The organism is Streptomyces yunnanensis, from assembly GCF_029011865.1.
Lineage (GTDB): Bacteria > Actinomycetota > Actinomycetes > Streptomycetales > Streptomycetaceae > Streptomyces > Streptomyces yunnanensis.
Genome location: NZ_CP095749.1, coordinates 9587263 through 9605027, shown reverse-complemented (window position 1 = coordinate 9605027; position 17765 = coordinate 9587263). Strand labels below are relative to the sequence as shown.

General features: G+C 69.4%; 13 protein-coding genes. 9 read left to right on the top strand and 4 right to left on the bottom strand.

What is annotated here, in order from left to right; genetic code table 11:
• The first annotated feature begins 591 nt into the window (after positions 1-591).
• On the top strand, positions 592-1065 hold the full coding sequence (locus MOV08_RS42300; protein ID WP_275311473.1) for a hypothetical protein: 474 nt from the start codon (positions 592-594) through the stop codon (positions 1063-1065).
• The gene (locus MOV08_RS42295) at positions 1062-4889 is read left to right on the top strand and encodes a non-ribosomal peptide synthetase family protein (protein ID WP_275311472.1); all 3828 of its coding nucleotides are present in this window, start codon (positions 1062-1064) and stop codon (positions 4887-4889) included. The genes MOV08_RS42300 and MOV08_RS42295 overlap by 4 nt, the downstream gene beginning before the upstream one ends.
• A 36-nt stretch (positions 4890-4925) precedes the next feature.
• Here the strand turns inward: MOV08_RS42295 and MOV08_RS42290 are convergent, their stop codons facing one another.
• Positions 4926-6176, bottom strand: a complete 1251-nt coding sequence (locus MOV08_RS42290) for an aspartate aminotransferase family protein (protein ID WP_275311471.1) — start codon at positions 6174-6176, stop codon at positions 4926-4928.
• A complete protein-coding gene (locus MOV08_RS42285; protein ID WP_052287271.1) occupies positions 6173-7219 on the bottom strand; it encodes an SDR family oxidoreductase in 1047 nt (348 codons plus the stop codon). The genes MOV08_RS42290 and MOV08_RS42285 overlap by 4 nt, the downstream gene beginning before the upstream one ends.
• Before the next feature lie 167 nt (positions 7220-7386).
• Here MOV08_RS42285 and MOV08_RS42280 point away from each other — a divergent pair, with 167 nt between their 5' ends.
• From MOV08_RS42280 to MOV08_RS42260, 5 genes are all read left to right on the top strand, one after another.
• Positions 7387-8265 (top strand): type II toxin-antitoxin system RatA family toxin, encoded by an 879-nt coding sequence (locus MOV08_RS42280; RefSeq protein WP_338057358.1) that lies wholly within the window; start codon positions 7387-7389, stop codon positions 8263-8265.
• The gene (locus tag MOV08_RS42275) at positions 8252-9400 is read left to right on the top strand and encodes a GNAT family N-acetyltransferase (RefSeq protein ID WP_275311470.1); all 1149 of its coding nucleotides are present in this window, start codon (positions 8252-8254) and stop codon (positions 9398-9400) included. Before MOV08_RS42280 ends, MOV08_RS42275 begins: the two co-directional genes overlap by 14 nt.
• A 438-nt stretch (positions 9401-9838) precedes the next feature.
• Entirely contained in the window at positions 9839-11671 is a 1833-nt protein-coding gene (locus tag MOV08_RS42270; protein WP_275311469.1) for an ABC transporter ATP-binding protein, read from the top strand.
• Positions 11672-12176: 505 nt separating this feature from the next.
• A complete protein-coding gene (locus MOV08_RS42265; protein WP_039639576.1) occupies positions 12177-12821 on the top strand; it encodes an RNA polymerase sigma factor in 645 nt (214 codons plus the stop codon).
• Positions 12814-13563, top strand: a complete 750-nt coding sequence (locus MOV08_RS42260; protein WP_039639575.1) for a hypothetical protein — start codon at positions 12814-12816, stop codon at positions 13561-13563. Before MOV08_RS42265 ends, MOV08_RS42260 begins: the two co-directional genes overlap by 8 nt.
• Positions 13564-13706: 143 nt before the next feature.
• Here MOV08_RS42260 and MOV08_RS42255 read toward each other — a convergent pair whose 3' ends face one another.
• Positions 13707-14531, bottom strand: a complete 825-nt coding sequence (locus MOV08_RS42255; RefSeq protein ID WP_275311468.1) for a ZIP family metal transporter — start codon at positions 14529-14531, stop codon at positions 13707-13709.
• 418 nt (positions 14532-14949) lie between these two features.
• Here MOV08_RS42255 and MOV08_RS42250 point away from each other — a divergent pair, with 418 nt between their 5' ends.
• The gene (locus tag MOV08_RS42250; protein WP_275311467.1) at positions 14950-15570 is read left to right on the top strand and encodes a GrpB family protein; all 621 of its coding nucleotides are present in this window, start codon (positions 14950-14952) and stop codon (positions 15568-15570) included.
• Between the two features lie 93 nt (positions 15571-15663).
• Here MOV08_RS42250 and tatA read toward each other — a convergent pair whose 3' ends face one another.
• Complete coding sequence (gene tatA / locus MOV08_RS42245; protein WP_275311466.1) at positions 15664-15993, bottom strand: Sec-independent protein translocase subunit TatA; 330 nt, start codon at positions 15991-15993, stop codon at positions 15664-15666.
• A gap of 141 nt (positions 15994-16134) precedes the next feature.
• Between tatA and MOV08_RS42240 the strand changes: the two genes are divergently transcribed.
• Positions 16135-17682, top strand: a complete 1548-nt coding sequence (locus MOV08_RS42240) for an LCP family protein (RefSeq protein WP_420834263.1) — start codon at positions 16135-16137, stop codon at positions 17680-17682.
• Positions 17683-17765: the final 83 nt, after the last annotated feature.

Sequence of the window (17765 nt, the reverse complement as noted above, 5' to 3'; positions counted from 1 at the left end):
GGCTTGGGCCCGTCGAGCGTATGGTTGACATAAGTGAAGTTCCCCTGAGGGAACGGACACCCGGCTGAGTGCCTGGATATCTGGTGAAGGCTCATCGCGCCTCAGCCGCACATGCGGCTCGAGGGTCCCCGAGAGCGGCGTCCGGGCGGGATCGCCACGTCGACGCCGGGGGCAGAGGTGCGACCTCATACCGAGGCAAGGTCGCGTGCCAATGCCTTTCCGACTCGTCGTCCCCGTGGGTTCCCACCACGTGGGACGACTGGCAACCAGGGCCGTTCGGCGTTCCGGCGCACTCCCGGCTCATCGGAGATGGTGTCGTGCGTAGATGTGCACTGTCGGTCACGTCCCTGTGCGGCCTGCCCGGTCCGGGCACAGGACCCGGACCCTTGGCAGATGGCCGATGGCGGGCTCGTCGGCGGGCCGACGGCGCTGGTGTCCCGGATGCGGGTCAGCGCCTTCCTGGTCACGACGGAGCCGCCGGCGTCCGGTCGACAGCTTCGGAACCCCACGGTGCCGGCGCTTCCCGACAGCTCCGTGCTGCTTGCGACGGCGAGGGTTCCATGGCGCGGGGCGTGATGGCGGCATGCCTGGGTGTCGGCGGCGTTGAACATCGGCGCCGTCCACTGCCTGTTGTCCGGGGCCGCCCACCACCCGTACGTCGGGCGTGACAGCCCTGGTGCGCAGGGGACAGCCGGCGCTGGGCCGCGAAGCGGCGTCAACGACGCCCGGCACCATGCCCACCGGGCGGTGGCGCCGCGCGGCAGGGTGGCCGGGCTCGCGCACACCGCGGTCACGGGGACGCTGTTCGCCTTCGCGCTCTGCTTCCAGGGCACCGGCCGAGTCCCCTCGTTGCCGGTGTCTGTCCTGGGGTTCACCAGGCCACGCGCCGCCACCGTCCTCCGCGGGGTGGAGCCCTTGCACCCGATCGGCGCCTTGCCTGTCGTCGTGCCTGTCGTCGTGGCCCTCGTGTTCGCCGGGCCCCAGCAGGAATCGCCCCGGGCGGTGGCCGGAGAGCCGGCATCGGCCCCGTCCCCACAGTTCTCGGCCGGCAGAGGAAGACCGTGAAGACCGCACCGCATCGCGCACCGATCGACCACACCGCCACGGGTTGCCTGCCCGGTCTGTTGAAGCAGCAGGTCGAGGCGCAGCCCGATGCCATCGCGGTGGTCTGCGGCGATCGGTGCCTGACGTACCGCGAGCTGGCTGATTCGGCCCGTCGGTTGGCGGTGTTTCTCGGTCAACTCGGTGCGGGCCTGGAGGCGAGCGTCGGGGTGTTCGTCGAGCCGTCCCTGGAGCTGATGGTCGGTGTGTGGGGCATTCTGTTCGCCGGCGCCGCATATCTGCCGCTGTCGCCGGAGTACCCGGAGGAGCGGCTGCGCTACATGATCGACGACAGTCAGACGCGCATCATCGTGACGCAGGGTCACCTGGCGGCCCAGCTGGCCGAACTGGCCCCGGCAGGCACCCGGATCGTCACCCCGGCCGACGTTCGGAGCTGCTGCACCACGCTCGCCCCGGTGCCGGTGCGGTCGGACGCGCTGGCGTACGTCATCTACACCTCGGGCAGCACCGGCAGGCCGAAGGGCGTGATGATCGAGCACCGCAGCATCGCTTGCCAGATGCGGTCGATGCGCGTCTACGGGTATCTGGGCCAGGACAACACCGTGTTGCAGAAGACACCGATGAGTTTCGACGCGGCGCAGTGGGAGATCCTCGCCCCGGCCGTCGGCGGCCGGGTGGTGATGGGCGCACAAGGCATCTATCGGGACCCGCCGGCGCTGGTCGCCGCGGTCGTCAGGCACCAGGTGACCACCTTGCAGTGCGTGCCCACACTGCTGCAAGCGCTCTTGGACACCGAGGAGTTCGGCCGCTGCACCTCGCTGCGGCGGGTGTTCTCCGGGGGCGAGGCGCTGTCGTGGCGGCTCGCCCATGCTCTGGCCGACGAGCTTCCGTGGGTTTCGCTGGTCAATCTGTACGGACCGACGGAGGCCACCATCAACGCCACCGCCTATCCGATAGACCGGGACGCGGACGGTGACGGCACGGGCAGCGTGCCGATCGGGGCGCCGGTCGGCGACACCCAGTGCTTCATCCTCGACGCCAACCTGGCGCCGGTGGGCATCGAGGAGACCGGCGAGCTGTACATCGCCGGCACCCAACTGGCGCGCGGATACCTGAACCAACCCCAACAGACTCAAGAGCGCTTCATCATCTCGCCGTTCGCCTCCACCGAGCGTCTGTACCGCACGGGTGATCTCGCGTACTGGTGCCCGGACGGCACCATCCAGTTCGCCGGCCGGGTCGACAACCAGGTCAAAGTGCGCGGCTGCCGCGTCGAACTCGACGAGGTCGCCCTCGCCGTCGAGGAACACACCTGGGTCCGGCGCGCGGCGGTGGTCGTCACCGACAACCAGCGCACCGGCTCGGCGAGCCTGGTTGCCTGTGTGGAGCTGAATCCCAAGGAAGCGGCGCTGATGGACCAGGGGAACCACGGTGCCCACCACCAGTCCAAGGCCAGTCGGCTTCAGGTCAGGGCGCAGCTGTCCAACCCGGGTCTGCGCCACCGTGAGCAGCTCGCCGGCAGGAGCGTGCTGGAGTTGCCCGGCAGACAGGAGACGCCCCGGCAGCGCAGAGAGGTCTTCGCCCGCAAGACCTACCGCTTCTACGACGGCGCCCCGGTCACCCGGTCCACGCTGCTGGCCCTGCTCGCCGAGCGCGTGGTCCGCGGCCGGTCCCGAGGACTGGACGAGCTGACCTTCGCGGAACTGGGCGCGTTGCTGCGCTGGTTCGGCGCCTTCCACAGCGACCAGCGGCTGCTGCCGAAGTACGCCTACGCCTCGCCGGGAGCCTTGTACGCCACGCAGCTGTACCTGGAAACCGGCGGCGGAGCAGCGGGACTTGAGGCAGGCACGTACTACTACCACCCCGTCGAGCACGCCCTGGTGCGGATCGGTCCCCCTTCCCATGGGTCAAAGGGCCTTCTGCTGGTCCACTTCCTCGGCTGCAGGCGAGCCATTGAACCGGTGTACAGGAACAACATCCAGGAAGTGCTGGAGGTAGAGGCCGGACACATGGTCGGGCTCTTCGAGCAGGTGCTGCCGGAGTACGGCCTGGCCATCGAGCCGCTGGCCCTCGACGGGTCCGTCAAGGCCCTCCTGGACGTGTCCGACGAGGACCACTACCTGGGCACGTTCGCCATCCGCCCCGCCGGTGGGGAACCGTGGCCCGACTCCACCGACCTCTATGTCCAACCCCATCCAGGACGCGTCGAGGACCTGCCTGCGGGCCAATACCACTACGTCGACGGTGAATTGGCGCGCATATCGGATGAACTGGTGCTGCCGAAGCATGTCATCGCGATCAACCAGCAGGTCTATCGGCGAGCAAGCTTCGGCATCACGGCCGTCAGCCGCGCCGACCAGCCGTGGCTGGAGTACGTGGTGCTGGGCAGGAAACTCCACCACCTGCAACGCAACGGTCTGCATCTGGGCCTGATGTCCTCGGGGTACAGCTCGAAGACGGGCCATCCGCTGCCCGCCGCCCAGCGCATCGACGACATCCTGTCCTCCTGCGGCATACCTGTCGGCGCCTCGTACTTCTTCCTCGGCGGCGCAGTCAGCGACGAGCAGCTCCGCAGCGAGGACATGCGCGAGGACACCGTCCACATGAAGGGACCGGCCGAGATCGTCAAGGACGATCTGATCCGCATCCTGCCCGACTACATGGTCCCCGACCGGGTCCTGGTGCTCGACAGGTTGCCGCTGACGGCCAACGGCAAGGTCGACGTCAAGGCACTCACCGCCTCAGGTCAGGTGCGGTCGGCGGACCGCACCACCCCGTACGTCGCCCCCGTCACCCGGCATGAGAAGTGGCTCGCCGAGGCGTGGGGCAGGGCCCTGAAGTGCGACAACGTCTCGATCGAGGACGACTTCTTCGCCTGCGGCGGCGACTCGCTCACCGCCGTCGAGCTGGTCCTGACGATCAACCGCCGGTTCGGCACCCGGCTCCCGCTGCAGGTCGTCTTCGAGCACCCGAGGCTGGCCGACCTCGCCGCCCGCATCACCGACTGCACCGCCCGCCCGTCCTCCCGGCTGGTGTCACTGCACGGCGAGGGCCTCGGCCGGCCCGTCTTCTGCTGGCCCGGACTGGGCGGCTACCCGATGAACCTACGCCTGCTCGCACGGCAGGCGGGCATGGACCGCGCCGTTCACGGAATCCAGGCACACGGCGTCAACGCCGGTGAGGAGCCCTACCCGACCATCCGCGAGATGGCCGCTGCCGACCTCGCCGAGATCCGGCGCGTGCAGGACGTCGGCCCGTACACCCTGTGGGGCTACTCGTTCGGCGCCCGGGTCGCCTTCGAGGCCGCATGGCAGCTGGAGCAGTCCGGCCAACTTGTGGACAACCTGCTGCTGCTCTGCCCCGGCAACCCGAAGGTGCACTACGCCAACACCCACCGCTACGGGCGTCAGGCGTCGTACGCCAACCCGGCCTACCTGACGATCCTGTTCTCCGTCTTCGCCGGGTGCGTCGCCGGGCCCCAGCTCGACCGGTGTCTGGCGGCGGCCTCCGACGAGGACAGCTTCGTCGCCTTCATCCACCAGCTGCTCCCCGCGCTGGACGAGCAGTTGATCCGCCGGATCACCCGCATCGTCGCGCGCACGTACGAGTTCCAGTACGACGGCCACGAACTGGCCGAACGACAGCTCCACGTACCGGTCACCGTCTTCAACGCCACTGGTGACGAAGGCTCGTTCATCGAATTCTGGTCCGGCTATCGCGCCGCACCTCCGACGGTGGTCAACCTCGACGCGGATCACTACAGCGCGCTCAGAGACGCCGGCGTCACCGAACTCGCCGCCGCCATCCACGTCAGTCTGGGCGCGTGAACCGCCCGGCGCCGGGGAGGCGCGCCCCGGCGCGGTTCACCCGCCGGCCAGCGCCACGGCGGATCGCTCCAGGGACCGCAACAGCCAGCAGACGTGGTCGGGTTCCAGGATCGCCGGCGGGGTCAGGCGGATCACCCTGCTGGCGTTGAGCGTGTACGAGGTCAGTACGCGCTCCCGGAGCATATGGGTCAGGAACAGCCCGGCCGGCGCTTCGGAGGTGAACTCGATTCCGATGAGCAGTCCGCGCCCGCGGACCTCCCGGACGAGGGTCGGACCGGCGGCGGCGAGCGCGTCGGTGACCTGCGGCAGAAGCCGGCCCCCGAGTGTCCTTGCCTGTTCCACCAGACGGTCCCGCCGCAGCACGTCGATCGTCGTGGCAGCGGCCACGGCCGCGAGGGGATTGCCGCCGTAGGTCGAGGAGTGGAGCAACGGGTCCTGGTTGAGCACTTCGTAGACCTCGGGCGTGGCCAAGGTCGCGGCGACCGGCACGACCCCGCCGCTGAGCACCTTGCCCGTGGTCAGCACGTCCGGGCGCACGTCTTCCTCGTCGCACCCCCACCAGGATCCGAGGCGGCCGAGTCCGGACTGGATCTCGTCCATGGCGAGCAGGGCGTGGAACTCGTCGCACAGCTCCCGCACGTGTCTGAGGTAGCCCGTGGGAGGAATGCGCACCCCGCCTTCGGCCTGTACCGGTTCCAGCAGCACGCAGGCCCGCGTCGCGTCGCTCGCCAGTGCGGCCTTCAGGGCCTCCGCGTCGCCGAACGGGACGAACTCCACGCCCGGCAGCAGGGGTTCGAGACCGGCGCGGTATCGCTTGTTGCCCGTGGCGCTGAGCGCCCCCAGCGTCTTTCCGTGGAAGCCGCCCTCGGCGGCGATCACTCGACGGCAGCCGTTGGCGCGGGCGAGCTTGATGGCCAACTCGACTGACTCGGTACCCGAGTTGATGAAGAAGGCGTACTGCAGGCCGGCGGGTGCCACCGAGGTCAGTGCCTGTGCCGCGGAGGCCACGTTGGGTTCGATCAGTGCACGCGTCGGCAGCGGATGTCTGCCCAACTGTGCCGCGACGGCGTCGACGACGTCCGGGTGGCGGTGCCCCAGAAGGAACACCCCGTACCCGCCGCAGTCGAGGTAGGCGGTGTCCTCCTCGTCGTACACCAGGGCACCGGCCGAACGCACCTCCAACGGCAGGCCGAGCAGGGAGGCGATCCGGGCGTGGCCGCGATTGACGTGATCACGGAGGTGGTCGAGCGCGACCGCCCGCGCTCGTCCCTTCTCCGCCGGGCTCACCGTGCCGCTCCCGCCGCGTTGCGAGGATGAAAGCCGCTGACATCCGCCCATCTGTACATGGAGGCACGCAACGTCTTCACCTGGTCGGGTAGTTCCTCCACATCGCTGGGGAACGGGCCGCGGTCGGCGACGTAGGGGCTCAGCTGCTCGGCGAAGGTTTTGATCATCCTCCGGGTCGGCGCCGGCACGGCCTTGAGGAACACCGGCACGATGAGCCGCTCGTACAGGTCCTCGTCGACGAAGCGGGTGGCGGGGACGGGGCGCCCCAGTGCCGCCGCGGCGGCCTGGATCTCGTCGGCGATGTGGCCCACTTGCAGGGCGCGCGATCCGGCCGTCAGCCACACCTCCGTCCGCTCGAACTCGTTCTCCAGGAGTTCGGCGATGCACTTCGCCACGACGTCCTGGGGAACGAAGTCGAGCAGCCGGGTGGGGTCCAGCGGGACGAGGGGAAGCTGGCCGCGCATCATCGCTCCCAACAGGTGGTGAAACCCCTGGTGCTTGGCGATGTGACCGGTTCGGGAGTCGCCGACGATGACCGAGGGCCGGACGACGACCGCCGACAGGCCACTGGCCCGCACGACCTCCTCGGCCTGCGCTTTGCTCCTGGCGTACGCCGGTGCAGCCGATTGGCCACCCGCGCCCACGGCGGAGAACGCGCTGCTGATGTACACCAGTCGCGCCTCGGCCTGCCGGGCGAGTTCGACGATCCGCTCGGTGCCCGCGACATTGGTTTCGACCAGATCGGACTTGCCGTCGAAGCTGGTGTCGGCCGCGGCATGCACCACCACATCGATCGTCGCGGAGAGTTCCTCGCATTCTCTACGGGACAGCCCCAGGCAGGGTTGTCTGATGTCTCCGCACACCGTCTTCACTCCGGGCGCGTTCAACGCGGTCACGTGGACGAGACAGGTGACGTCGTGCGTATCGAGGTACGGCAACAGCGCCCTTCCCACCACTCCGGTCGCGCCGGTGAGGAGAACGTTCAGCGACGACTTTTCCGGCCGCGGGTACGGTTTTCGGTTCCCCTCCTCGATCTGCCACATGGGTGTTGTGTCCTTCCATCGGGAATTCTCCACGCGAGAACGGGCATGCGGCGCGGGCCCGAGGCACTGAGAAGAGAGAGATACCCACGGTTCACTTCCGGCCGCGGAGGCGGCCGGAACACGATCGGACGTAGCGCAGCGTTACTTCAGGAACCGAGGAACATGCTATGGAGGTGCCGCACAGGCCACCACCGGAGAAGCCACCCGACGCGAGCGCCACACGGAATGTGCGCACCTGGCACACCGATATCCCGGAGCAGTTCTTTCCCTTCGTCCCGCCTTCCGCGGGTCGTCCGCCGGATGGCGCAAGACCGCAGCTCCCGGCAGGCGTACGCCCCTCTTCGGGTCCTAGCATGACGGCATGGCAACGTGTGGCGCCGTTCCCCGCGACGATGGGGAGTGCCGCCGCCTCCGACAGGAAAGAAACCGTCCCATCGACCGCAATTCCCACGGGAACGCCGCGCCCGGTTTGCGTTGATCTCCCCGACTCGCGCCAGGCCGCCGAAGATCATGCCTTCTCTTATCCGTGGCTCGGAAAGTTTGGGGGTGCAGTGCGCGAGGTCCGCGTTGCTCTTCACATTCCCGGTGGACAGCCGAGGAAGGTATTCGACTCACTCTCGGATTTCGCCAGCTTCCCACGGCATTCCGACGTCGTGCACTCCGTCTCCCTTGCGGACGGCCCCGACCACGACCGGATCTCCACATGGGAAGTCGACTTCGCCGGCGGGATTCTCAAGTGGCGGGAGCGGGACCGCCTGGACAAGCCGCGCCTGCGGATCGACTTCGAACTCATCGACGGCGACCTGCACGCCCTTTCCGGTGGCTGGTCGATCGCGCAGCTCCCGGAGGGGAGCACGGTCCGGTTCGGCGCCCGCTTCGATCTCGGGGTACCCGGTATGGCGGATCTTCTGGAACCCGTCGCCGGCCGGGCCATGACGGACACCGTGACCAAGATGCTGCACGGGGTCTTCGGCCCGGACGCCGAGGTCATCGAGTGCCAGGACCGGTCCGTGGCACCTTTGGAGGACTGCGGTGACCAGCCCTGAACGCACGGCCGTGGGCTCGGACGCCCAATGGCAGGTCGAGGTGGCCGACAGTGTCTCCGAGATCCCCGAGGATGTCTGGCGGAACCTCGCGCCTCCCGACGACCCGCTCTACGAATACGCGTTGTTCCAGGCCATGGAGCGGACCGGAATCGGCCCGGATGCCTATCGATACCTCGTACTCCGACAAGGACAGCGCGTAGGGGCCGTGTTGCCCACCTGCGTCTTCCGCGCACTGGCTCTCGAAGACGCATTGGGGAACCAGGGTCGAAAGGCGTTGCGGCCGCTGCACCGCATCATGGGAAGACCGCTGCGCGTGGGGATGTTGGTGTGTGGAAACCTCCTGGGAGAAGGGAGGGTCCTGCGTGAGCCCGGACTCCATGCGGAGGCCCCGCATCTGCTGGTGAAGGCGGTGCAACAACTGGCTGCTGCGGCGGGCACCCGGTGGACCGTGCTCAAGGACTTCCCGCAGACGGACATGGAGTGGCTGGGACCGGCCCTGGACAGCGCGGGTTTCTTTCGCGCGCCGGGAATGCCCGATGCTCGGATCACTCTGCACGCCAAGACCTTCGAAGAATTCGTCTCGTCCCTGTCGAGGAACGGGCGGAGCACCGCCCGGCGCAATCTGGCGAGGTTTTCCGAGCACGACGACGCGACCTTCGAGGTGCGTGAGCGCTTCGATGATCTCGTACCGGCCATGATGCCGCTCTACGAAGCGGTACTCGACCGTGCGGAGAGCCGGCTGGACGTCTGGACACCGGAATTCATGACCCTGCTCTCCACCGACCCGAGGATCTCGGCCAAGGCGATCACCTGCTGGCAGGGGAACCGCCTGGTGGGGTTCCTCATCTGCCTCTTCGGGGAGAAGAACTCGGTCGCGTTCCGTATCGGCATCGATTACACCTGCTCGCGTGAACTGCGGCTCTACCAGGTCACCTACTACCGCGGCATCGAGGAAGCCATCCGCTCGGGGATGACCGAGATCAACCTGACACAGACCGCCTACGAGTCGAAACGCAGGATGGGGTGCCACCTCGTCCCCCTCGAACATGCCGTGACGCACAGCAACCGGGTGTGCAGAGCGATTCTCAAGCGGGTGTTCCCGATGGCGCTCAACCGGTCCGGAGAGCAGCCATGAGCCGGCGGGCCTGGGGCGGGGCTGGGGTCAATCCCTTTGCGCCGCTGTGCCGTATGGAGGGTTGATGGAGATTCGCGGCTGAAGAAAGGGGGCCGTCATGGGCATCTTCGCCACCCTCACTCCCGCACTGGGCCGTAGCCATCGTGACCGCACGGGCAGGGGCAGGCATCGGGACCGTGACGACCGAGACCGTGACCGTCGTCGGCGGCACGGTCGCGACCACGGCCGCCACGGTGACCGTGATCACGACCGGGACCGTGAAGGGAGGTACTGAGCGCTCGTCATGCTCCACAGCGGCCGGGCGCCCTGCCCGGCCGCGCGAGTCGGTGAGACGACATGAGCCGCACCCGGCCGAGCCCTCGTCCCCGCGGTGACGCCCGGAGCGAAGGCGCGGACGGGGAGAGCACGCCTGGTGCGGCGGCGAGGGGTTGGCGGTGGATGGCCAGGCAGTTGCTGCCCGGCTCCGGCCCGTCAGAGGGCATGGAGGCAGTCGTCGAGGCCGCTCCGCCGGTGGCACTGGGTGAGGTGTTCCGGCGCTTTTGGCCGTACACGCGCGGCGGTCGCCGTTGGTTCGTGGGGATCCTGGCCTTCGTCGTGCTGGGGCCTGTCGTCGACGCCGCCGAGATCTGGCTGTTCAAGATCGTCATCGACGACCTGCTGATCCCCCGCAACCTGCACCTCCTCGTGCCGATCGCCCTCGCCTACCTGGGCTTCACCCTCCTGGCCGGGGCTCTCGCCTTCGCGGACGACATGACCTCCACCTGGGTCAGCGAGCGGTTCCTGCTGGCGCTGCGGTCGGATCTGTTCCGCCATGTCGAGGGGCTGTCACTCGGGTTCTTCGAGCGGCGACGGCTCGGCGACGTGCTCTCCAGGGTGACCGGTGACGTCGACGCGGTCGAGACCTTCCTCCTCTCCGGAATCGTGAACGCCCTCGCGCAGGTCGTCCGACTGGGGGTCTTCCTCGGTGTGCTGTTCTTCCTGAGCTGGGACCTGACGCTGCTCGCCCTCGTCATCGCCCCGATGTTCTGGTTCACCGCCCGACGCTTCTCCCGACGGATCAGGGCCGCGGCGCGGGAACGGCGGCGGCGCAGCGGTTCGCTCAGCGCGGTGACCGAGGAGGCGCTGGGCAATATCGCCCTCGTGCAGGCGTACAACCGGCAGCGCTGGGAGCACGGCCGCTTCGAACGCGAGAGCCTCGGCCGGTTCCGGGCCGCCATGGCGTCCGCCCGCATCGACGCCGTGTACGACACCGTCGTCGACGTCATCGAGCTGGTCGGCGCGCTGCTGGTGATGGGCCTGGGGACCTGGGAACTGATGCGGGGTCGCCTCACCCTGGGCGGCCTGATGGTCTTCCTCACGCTGCTGAGCCGGCTCTACGGCCCCATCCGCGGCATATCCGGCCTCAGCAACACCTTCTACTCGGCGTCCGCCGCGGCAGAGCGGATCGTCGAACTGCTCGATCAGCGACCGCAGGTCGTCCAGGCCGCGGCTCCCCCAAGACTCGGTCGCAGCCGCGGTGAGATCGAGTTCGACGACGTCTCCTTCCGCTACCCGGGGACGGCCCGGCCGGCCCTTTCGGGAGTCTCGTTCCGCGTGGCACCCGGCGAGACCCTGGCACTGGTAGGCGCCAGCGGTGCCGGAAAGTCGACCGCCGCCAAGCTGCTGCTGCGCTTCTACGACCCGGACCACGGAACCATTCGCCTCGACGGGCACGACCTTCGCGATCTGAGCCTGGACGACCTCCGGGACAACCTCGCCGTACTGCTCCAGGAAACCCTGGTCTTCCACGGCACGGTGCGCGACAACATCGCCTACGGCCGGCCCGACGTGAGCGACGCGGAGATCGTCGCGGCGGCCCGTGCCGCAGACGCACACGGCTTCATCAGCCAACTCCCCGACGGCTACCGCACCGTGGTCGGTCAACGTGGTCGGCTGCTCTCCGGCGGGCAGCGGCAGCGCCTGGTCATCGCCCGCGCCATGGTCCGCGACGCGCCCGTCCTCATCCTCGACGAGCCGACCACCGGCCTCGACGCGGAATCCTGCCGGCGCATCCTGCGGCCCTTGCGTCTGTTGATGCGCGGACGCACGACGATTCTGGTGTCCCACAACCTGCTCACCGTCCGCGACGCCACCCGGATCGTGCTCTTGGAGCAGGGGCGTGTCACCGCCCGCGGGACGCATCCTCAACTGCTCGCGCACAGTGCGGCGTATGCACGGCTCTACCGGCTGCACGGGACCGGCGACCGACCACGGGCCGAGGCGCCACCATGAGCCCCGCCACAACTCCCTTGCCACGACTGGTCGTTGCCGGTACGGCGATGACTCCGGTCCCTCCGCCCGAGCCCGAACTGGCCTGTGGCGGGCTGCTCGTCGCCGCCGCGGGGCTCGCGCGGCGGAAGCCGATGTCCGCATGGCTACTGGGGACGCTGGTCAGCGGCGGCATGATCCTGGGCTTCGCGCTGTCCCGCACGGTGGGGCTGCCGCATTACCAGGAGAGGAAGGTTGGGAACCCCCTTACGGGGTCCTGGCCCTCGTCACCGAGGTGGCGTTCATCGTCGCCTTCGGCGCCTGGCGGGGCGGGCCGAGGGGGCGGCCTCCCGCCACTCCGGTCACCCGCTCCGACTCGTCCGTGCACACGGCGTAGCCCAGACAGTTCCGCGCCCTCCCCACCGGGCGATCACGGCTCCTGGCGGGGGTGGCAGGGAGGGAGAATGGATGCGTGGTCTTCCGTCGCCGCCAGGCAATCCCGCGGCCGGGACGGACCGTACCGAAGGGTATGCAGTGGTTGCAGCTCCCGGTCGGACGTATCTCGGACGAGGCGCTGCTGGCTGGCCTGGCCACCGGTGACCCGGAGCTCGCCGTCACCTTCGTACGGCGTTTCCAACACACGGTTTTCGGTGTGGCCCTCGCGGTCACCCGTGATCCGCAGCTCGCCGAGGACATCGCCCAGCAGACGTTCGAGCGCGCGTGGCGGCACGCCCAGGTCTACGACTCCCGTCGGGGTTCGGTGACCGCCTGGCTGACGACCATCGCACACAACCTCGCCATCGACGCCGTCCGGTCGCGCCGACCGGCGCCGGTGGCCCCCGAGGATCTCGACGCGCTCCTGGACGCGGTGACCGACACCCCCGAGCAGCAGGCGCTCGCGCACGAGGCGTCGGCCACCCTGCGGGCCGCGGTGGCACAGCTGCCCGGCGGACAGCGCCGCGCCCTGGTCATGGCGGGCCTCTACGGGATGACCGCCCAGCAGATCGCCGACTGGGAGCACATCCCCCTGGGCACCGCCAAGACCCGGATCAGAACCGCGATGGGCAAACTGCGGGCCACACTCACCTCGCCGGACCCCACACGCCCCTCCCCCGCACTCCCGACATCCATGAACCCGCATCCCACGTCTCCGAAGCGAGGCGGCCATGACTGAGGACCTGTCCTGCGAACAGCTGCGCCAGGCCGGCGCCGAGCTGGCCCTGGGCGTGCTCTCGGGCCGGGAACGGGCCGAGGCGACGGCCCATCTTGACCGCTGCGCGGAATGCCGGGAGTACGTCGGGCAGCTGGCCCTCGTCGGCGACGGGCTGCTCGGTCTGCTGCCCGGAAGCGAGCCGCCGGCCGGCTTCGAGGCCCGGGTGGCGCGGCGGCTGGCCCAGGCCGGGGCGGCGCGGGACGGACGCGAGAGTGCGCGCAGCCTCCGGGCCAGGCGCGCAGGGTTCCGCAGGGGCATACGGGTCAGGGTCGCCTCCGCCGTGGCCGTACTCGCCCTCGGCTTCGGGTTCGGCGGCTGGGCACTGGGCAGCGCCATCGAAGACGTCGTGGCCGGCTCCGCCCAGTCCACCCAAACCGTGCCGGGGGTGCTGCATGCGCAGCTGACCGGAACCGGTGCGGGGCACGGGCAGACGGCCGGTCACGTCTACGCCCATCCCGGATCACCGGGCTGGATCTTCATGTCCGTCGATCTCGCCGACGCCGGAAACCCGTACAGCGGGACGGTCACGTGCCTGCTGGAGCGTACCGATGGCTCGACCGTCCGACTCGGCAACTTCCGCCTGCAGGAGGGGGACGGCTACTGGGGCGGTCCGGCCTCCTTGAACGCCGCCACGCTGTCCCACATCCGCCTGACCTCGGCCGACGGTCACGACCTGGCAACCGCGCACTTCGGCCCACGGTGACCTGCCCAGACACATCGGCCCTCGAACGCCCTGGCTCCCGTCACCCGCGTGTCTGGAGTGCGCCTGCCTGGCCTGCGCCCGCCTGGAGCGCGGACGACAGGAGTGCGGACGACAGGAGCCAGGTGGCACGCCTGGGAATCCGGTTAGGCGCCCGCTGCCGTGACGACGGCGTCCGTGGCGAAGCCGAGCAGCAGGCCGAGAAGGATGCACCAGGTCGTGAGGATCTTCTGTCCGCTCCTGCGGGCCACCGCCAGCAGTTCGATGACGACGTAGAGGATCGAACCCGCGGCCAGGCCGAGGAAGGCGATCGAGAGGGTGTCGTTGACCAGGTGCTGGCCGACGATGGTCCCCAGGAAGGTGGGACCGCCGCCGATCAGACCGAGCCCGAGCAGCGTGAGCCAGGAAGGCCGTTCGCCTTCGGCGGCCAGCGGCGCGACGATGCCGAAGCCCTCGGTGGCGTTGTGCAGTCCGAACCCGATGATCAGCAGGACGGCGAGGGAGAGTTCGCCCTGGGCGGCGGAGTTCCCGATGGCCAGCCCCTCGGCGAAGTTGTGCAGGCCGATACCAGTGGCGATCATCAGCGCGAGCGAGCCCGCCTGGCTGCGGTTCTTCCGGGGCAGCTCGGTGGTCACCGCGCCCGGGTCCGCCGACTGTGCGGTGGCGGCCCGGCGGCGGCCGAGCCAACTGTCGTAGTGCACGAGGCCGGCCAGTCCGATCGTCAGGCCCACGGCCAGCGTGCCGCCTCCGGTCGCGACCGTCTCCCAGTCGTGTTTGCCCAGCGCGGCGTCGATGGGGTCCCAGGCATGGGTCAGAACGTCCCAGACAAGGAAGGTCAGGATGCCGATGGCCATCGCGTTCAGCCCTGCCTTGAGGCGGGGTGTGGGAGTACGCAGGCGGCCGAGGGGAAGTCCGAGATAGATGGTGAAACCTGCGATAGCTCCCAGAAGGGCGATATGCGCGCTGGACATGGGGTCTCCGCTCTGACGTGCACGGGGGAAGCGCACAGAACGTAAGGCAGGCAAGCCTTGCCTAACAAGCCAGGGAGCCGGACTTCAAGAAAGCTTGGGAAACCCATTACGGAGGTATCGCGTGTCTGTTTGAACCTGGTGGGCCGCGACTTGACTCCGGTGGCCGGGCACGGCGAGCGTGCGACACGGCCCAGCAGGTGCGGGTGAGCACTCCAGGCAACGCCCCAGGCGATGCGAAACCACGCTCGGTGCATTTCGGCACGGCGCCCCCGGAGGGCATGGCCGTCCCGTCGGCGAACGTTTCAGCGGGCGCAAGACCCCCATCGCGTAGAGGAGATAGGGGAGCAGAGGAGAGGAGACGGGAGAGAGGAGATGGGGGTCCGGCCAGCAGTGGGCACCGGGTCGATACGATCGCCCCGTGCGTAAGGACATCCCACTCGACCTCGTCGTGGTTGCACCCGATCCCGCCTGGGCGCGCCGGGCCGAGGGCCTCGCGGACGAGCTCTATGTGTCGCTTCAGCCCCTCGCGGTCCACGTCGAACACATCGGCAGCACGGCGGTGCCCGGCATGGCGGCCAAACCCGTCCTCGATCTCCAGGTCAGTGTCCACGACCTGGAGGAGGTGGAGGGCACGTTCGACGAAGCGCTTGCCGGCCACGGCTTCGTACGCGCTCCCTACCGGCAGGACCACGTTCCCGCGGGCAGTGACGACGATCCGGCGCGGTGGACGAAGCGGCTGTGGACCCGGCGCGGTTCCCGGGAACCGGACGTCAACCTCCATGTCCGTGTGGTCGGTTCCCCCAACGAGCGGCTGGCCCTCCTCTTCCGTGACTGGTTGCGCGCCCATCCCGAGGCGGTGCCGGCCTACGCCCGTTTCAAGCAGCTGCTGGCCGAGGCCGTTGCGGACCTCGCGACCTACGCCGACGTCAAGGACCCGGTGGTCGATCTCGTGGTCACCGTCGCAGAGCCCTGGGCCCGGGCGACGGGGTGGCAGGCTTTGACCACCATGACGGTCCGGCCCGCCGCACGCCGCTCCTGACCGCATGGCACCGCGCGGTCCTGCGCGCCGACGCGCCGGCGGTGCCGCCTCCTGACGTACTCGTTCGGGTTGACCTACTCGTCCGGGTGGATTTCAGGCGGAGGGTCCGGGGCCGGCCTGCGTGGGGGAGGCGGCCGGCGCGGGCTCGCCGGCCGGGTGGACGGGCTCGGCGCGCCCGGTGGCCGGGCTGCCGGGCGCGGCATGGATGGTGCGCGGCTCCGGTTCCGGCGGGGTCGGGGGGCCGGGCTGCTGGGGGGCGGTCGAGGCGCCGTCCTCCTTCATCGCCTTGGCCTCGCTCTTGAGGATCCGCAGTGACTTGCCCAGTGCGCGGGCGCTGTCCGGCAGTTTCTTGGAGCCGAAGAGGACGATCACCACGATTGCCACGATCAGCAGGTGCCATGGCTCCAGTCCGTTGCGCAGCATCGCCGCCGCCTCTCTCGCTCGTCGGAGTCATCGGCCGGCGGGCCGGACTCCGCATTTCACTTGCTATATTGCGCAACTGTACAACCCTGGTCGAGGGTGAGCCCTCTTCCCTGCAAGAACCGCACGGACAAGGGCGCACACGTGACACGCAGCCTCGAAGAGCGAACCAGGCCCCGCGCTGACGGGCCCGGCCGGAGGCGGCGGCGCAGCGACGAGCCCGGGCGGGGGCGGCGCCGCCGCAAGCGCAGCAAACTGCGGTTAGCCGCCGCGTTCACGCTCTCCGTCCTCGTCCTGCTCGTCGTCGGGGCCGGGTGCGTCTACCTCCAGCTGAACGGGAACATCACCACCTTCGGCGCGGACGGGGTGAGCGACAACCGGCCCGCCGCGGGCGCCGGCGGCAGCAATGTGCTGGTCATCGGCTCCGACTCGCGGGCGGGCGGCAACAGCAGGCTCGGTGGCGGGGAGGGCGACGTGGGGCGCTCCGACACCGCGTTCCTGCTGCATGTCTACGGCGACAGCCAGCACGCGGTCGCCGTGTCCCTCCCCCGCGACACCCTGGTCGACATCCCGCCCTGCAAGCTGCCGGGCGGGACGTGGACCCAGCCGCAGCACAACGTCATGTTCAATGCCGCGTTCACCATCGGGCAGACGGCGAAGGGCAATCCCGCCTGTACGCAGAACACGGTCGAGAGGCTGACCGGGCTGCGCGTGGACCACACCGTGGTCGTCGACTTCGAGGGTTTTTCGAGGATGACCTCCGCCGTCGGCGGTGTGCCCGTGTGCCTGCCCAAGGACATCCGTCAGGGCGATCTCAACCCCAACCGCGCCGCGCCGGGGAAGGTCATCTTCCCCAAGGGACCGCAGACGGTCTCGGGGCAGCGGGCCCTGGACTACGTGCGCATCCGACACGGCATCGGCGACGGCTCGGACATGGGGCGGATCAAGCGCCAGCAGGCGTTCGTCTCCAGCCTCATCAAGAAGATCAAGTCGCAGGGCGTGAACCCCTCGACGCTGCTGCCGCTGGCGAACGCCGCCGCCGAGTCGATGACCGTCGACCCGGGACTGGGCACCGCGAACAAACTGATCTCGTTCGCGATGTCGCTGAAGGACATCGACCTGCACAACACCAAGTTCGTCACCATGCCCTGGCGCTACCAGGGCGCACGGGTCGCCATCGTGCACCCGGACGCGGACGCCCTGTGGGCGGCGCTCAGGGCGGACCGCACCATCGACGGCCAGGACGCCAGCGGCAGGTCCCGCCACGGGAAGAGCTCGGCCCGGTCGGCAAGCACCGGTGCCCCGGTGTCCGGAGCGGGCATCAGCGTCGTGGTCTACAACGGCACCCGGGTCGCGGGGCTGGCCGCGAGCGCCGCCGACGAGCTGAAGACCGCGGGCTTCACCGTCACCGGCACCGCCACCGCCCCGTCCCAGGACCACGCCACCACGGTGATCGCCTACGGGCCCGGGCGGGACAGTCAGGCCCGCACGCTCGCACGTCTCTTCCCGGGCGCCGACGTCCAGCAGGCCACCGCCTCCGGCGCCCCCGGCATCAGCGTCACCCTCGGCCAGTCGTACGCGAACGACCCGCACGCCGGCGCGTCCGACGCCTCCGGCCACGTGCCCTCGGCGGTGTCGGACAAGGTCCGCTCCGCCGACGACAACCCCTGTTCCAACCTCTCGTACGGGTGAGCTGCGAGCGTCGCCGTGCAGAGGTGTCACAGCGAGGAACGCGATCCGAACGACGAGGGTGGGATTTGACACTGAGTCAACTT

What these genes read in the sequence shown, in the direction of transcription:
- MOV08_RS42265 (WP_039639576.1), top strand. Translation starts at nt 12,177, where the DNA reads ATGCAGTGGTTGCAGCTCCCGGTCGGACGTATCTCGGACGAGGCGCTG.
- MOV08_RS42255 (WP_275311468.1), bottom strand. Translation starts at nt 14,531, where the DNA reads ATGTCCAGCGCGCATATCGCCCTTCTGGGAGCTATCGCAGGTTTCACC.
- MOV08_RS42280 (WP_338057358.1), top strand. Translation starts at nt 7,387, where the DNA reads ATGGAGGTGCCGCACAGGCCACCACCGGAGAAGCCACCCGACGCGAGC.
- MOV08_RS42285 (WP_052287271.1), bottom strand. Translation starts at nt 7,219, where the DNA reads ATGTGGCAGATCGAGGAGGGGAACCGAAAACCGTACCCGCGGCCGGAA.
- MOV08_RS42260 (WP_039639575.1), top strand. Translation starts at nt 12,814, where the DNA reads ATGACTGAGGACCTGTCCTGCGAACAGCTGCGCCAGGCCGGCGCCGAG.
- MOV08_RS42270 (WP_275311469.1), top strand. Translation starts at nt 9,839, where the DNA reads ATGGCCAGGCAGTTGCTGCCCGGCTCCGGCCCGTCAGAGGGCATGGAG.
- tatA (WP_275311466.1), bottom strand. Translation starts at nt 15,993, where the DNA reads ATGCTGCGCAACGGACTGGAGCCATGGCACCTGCTGATCGTGGCAATC.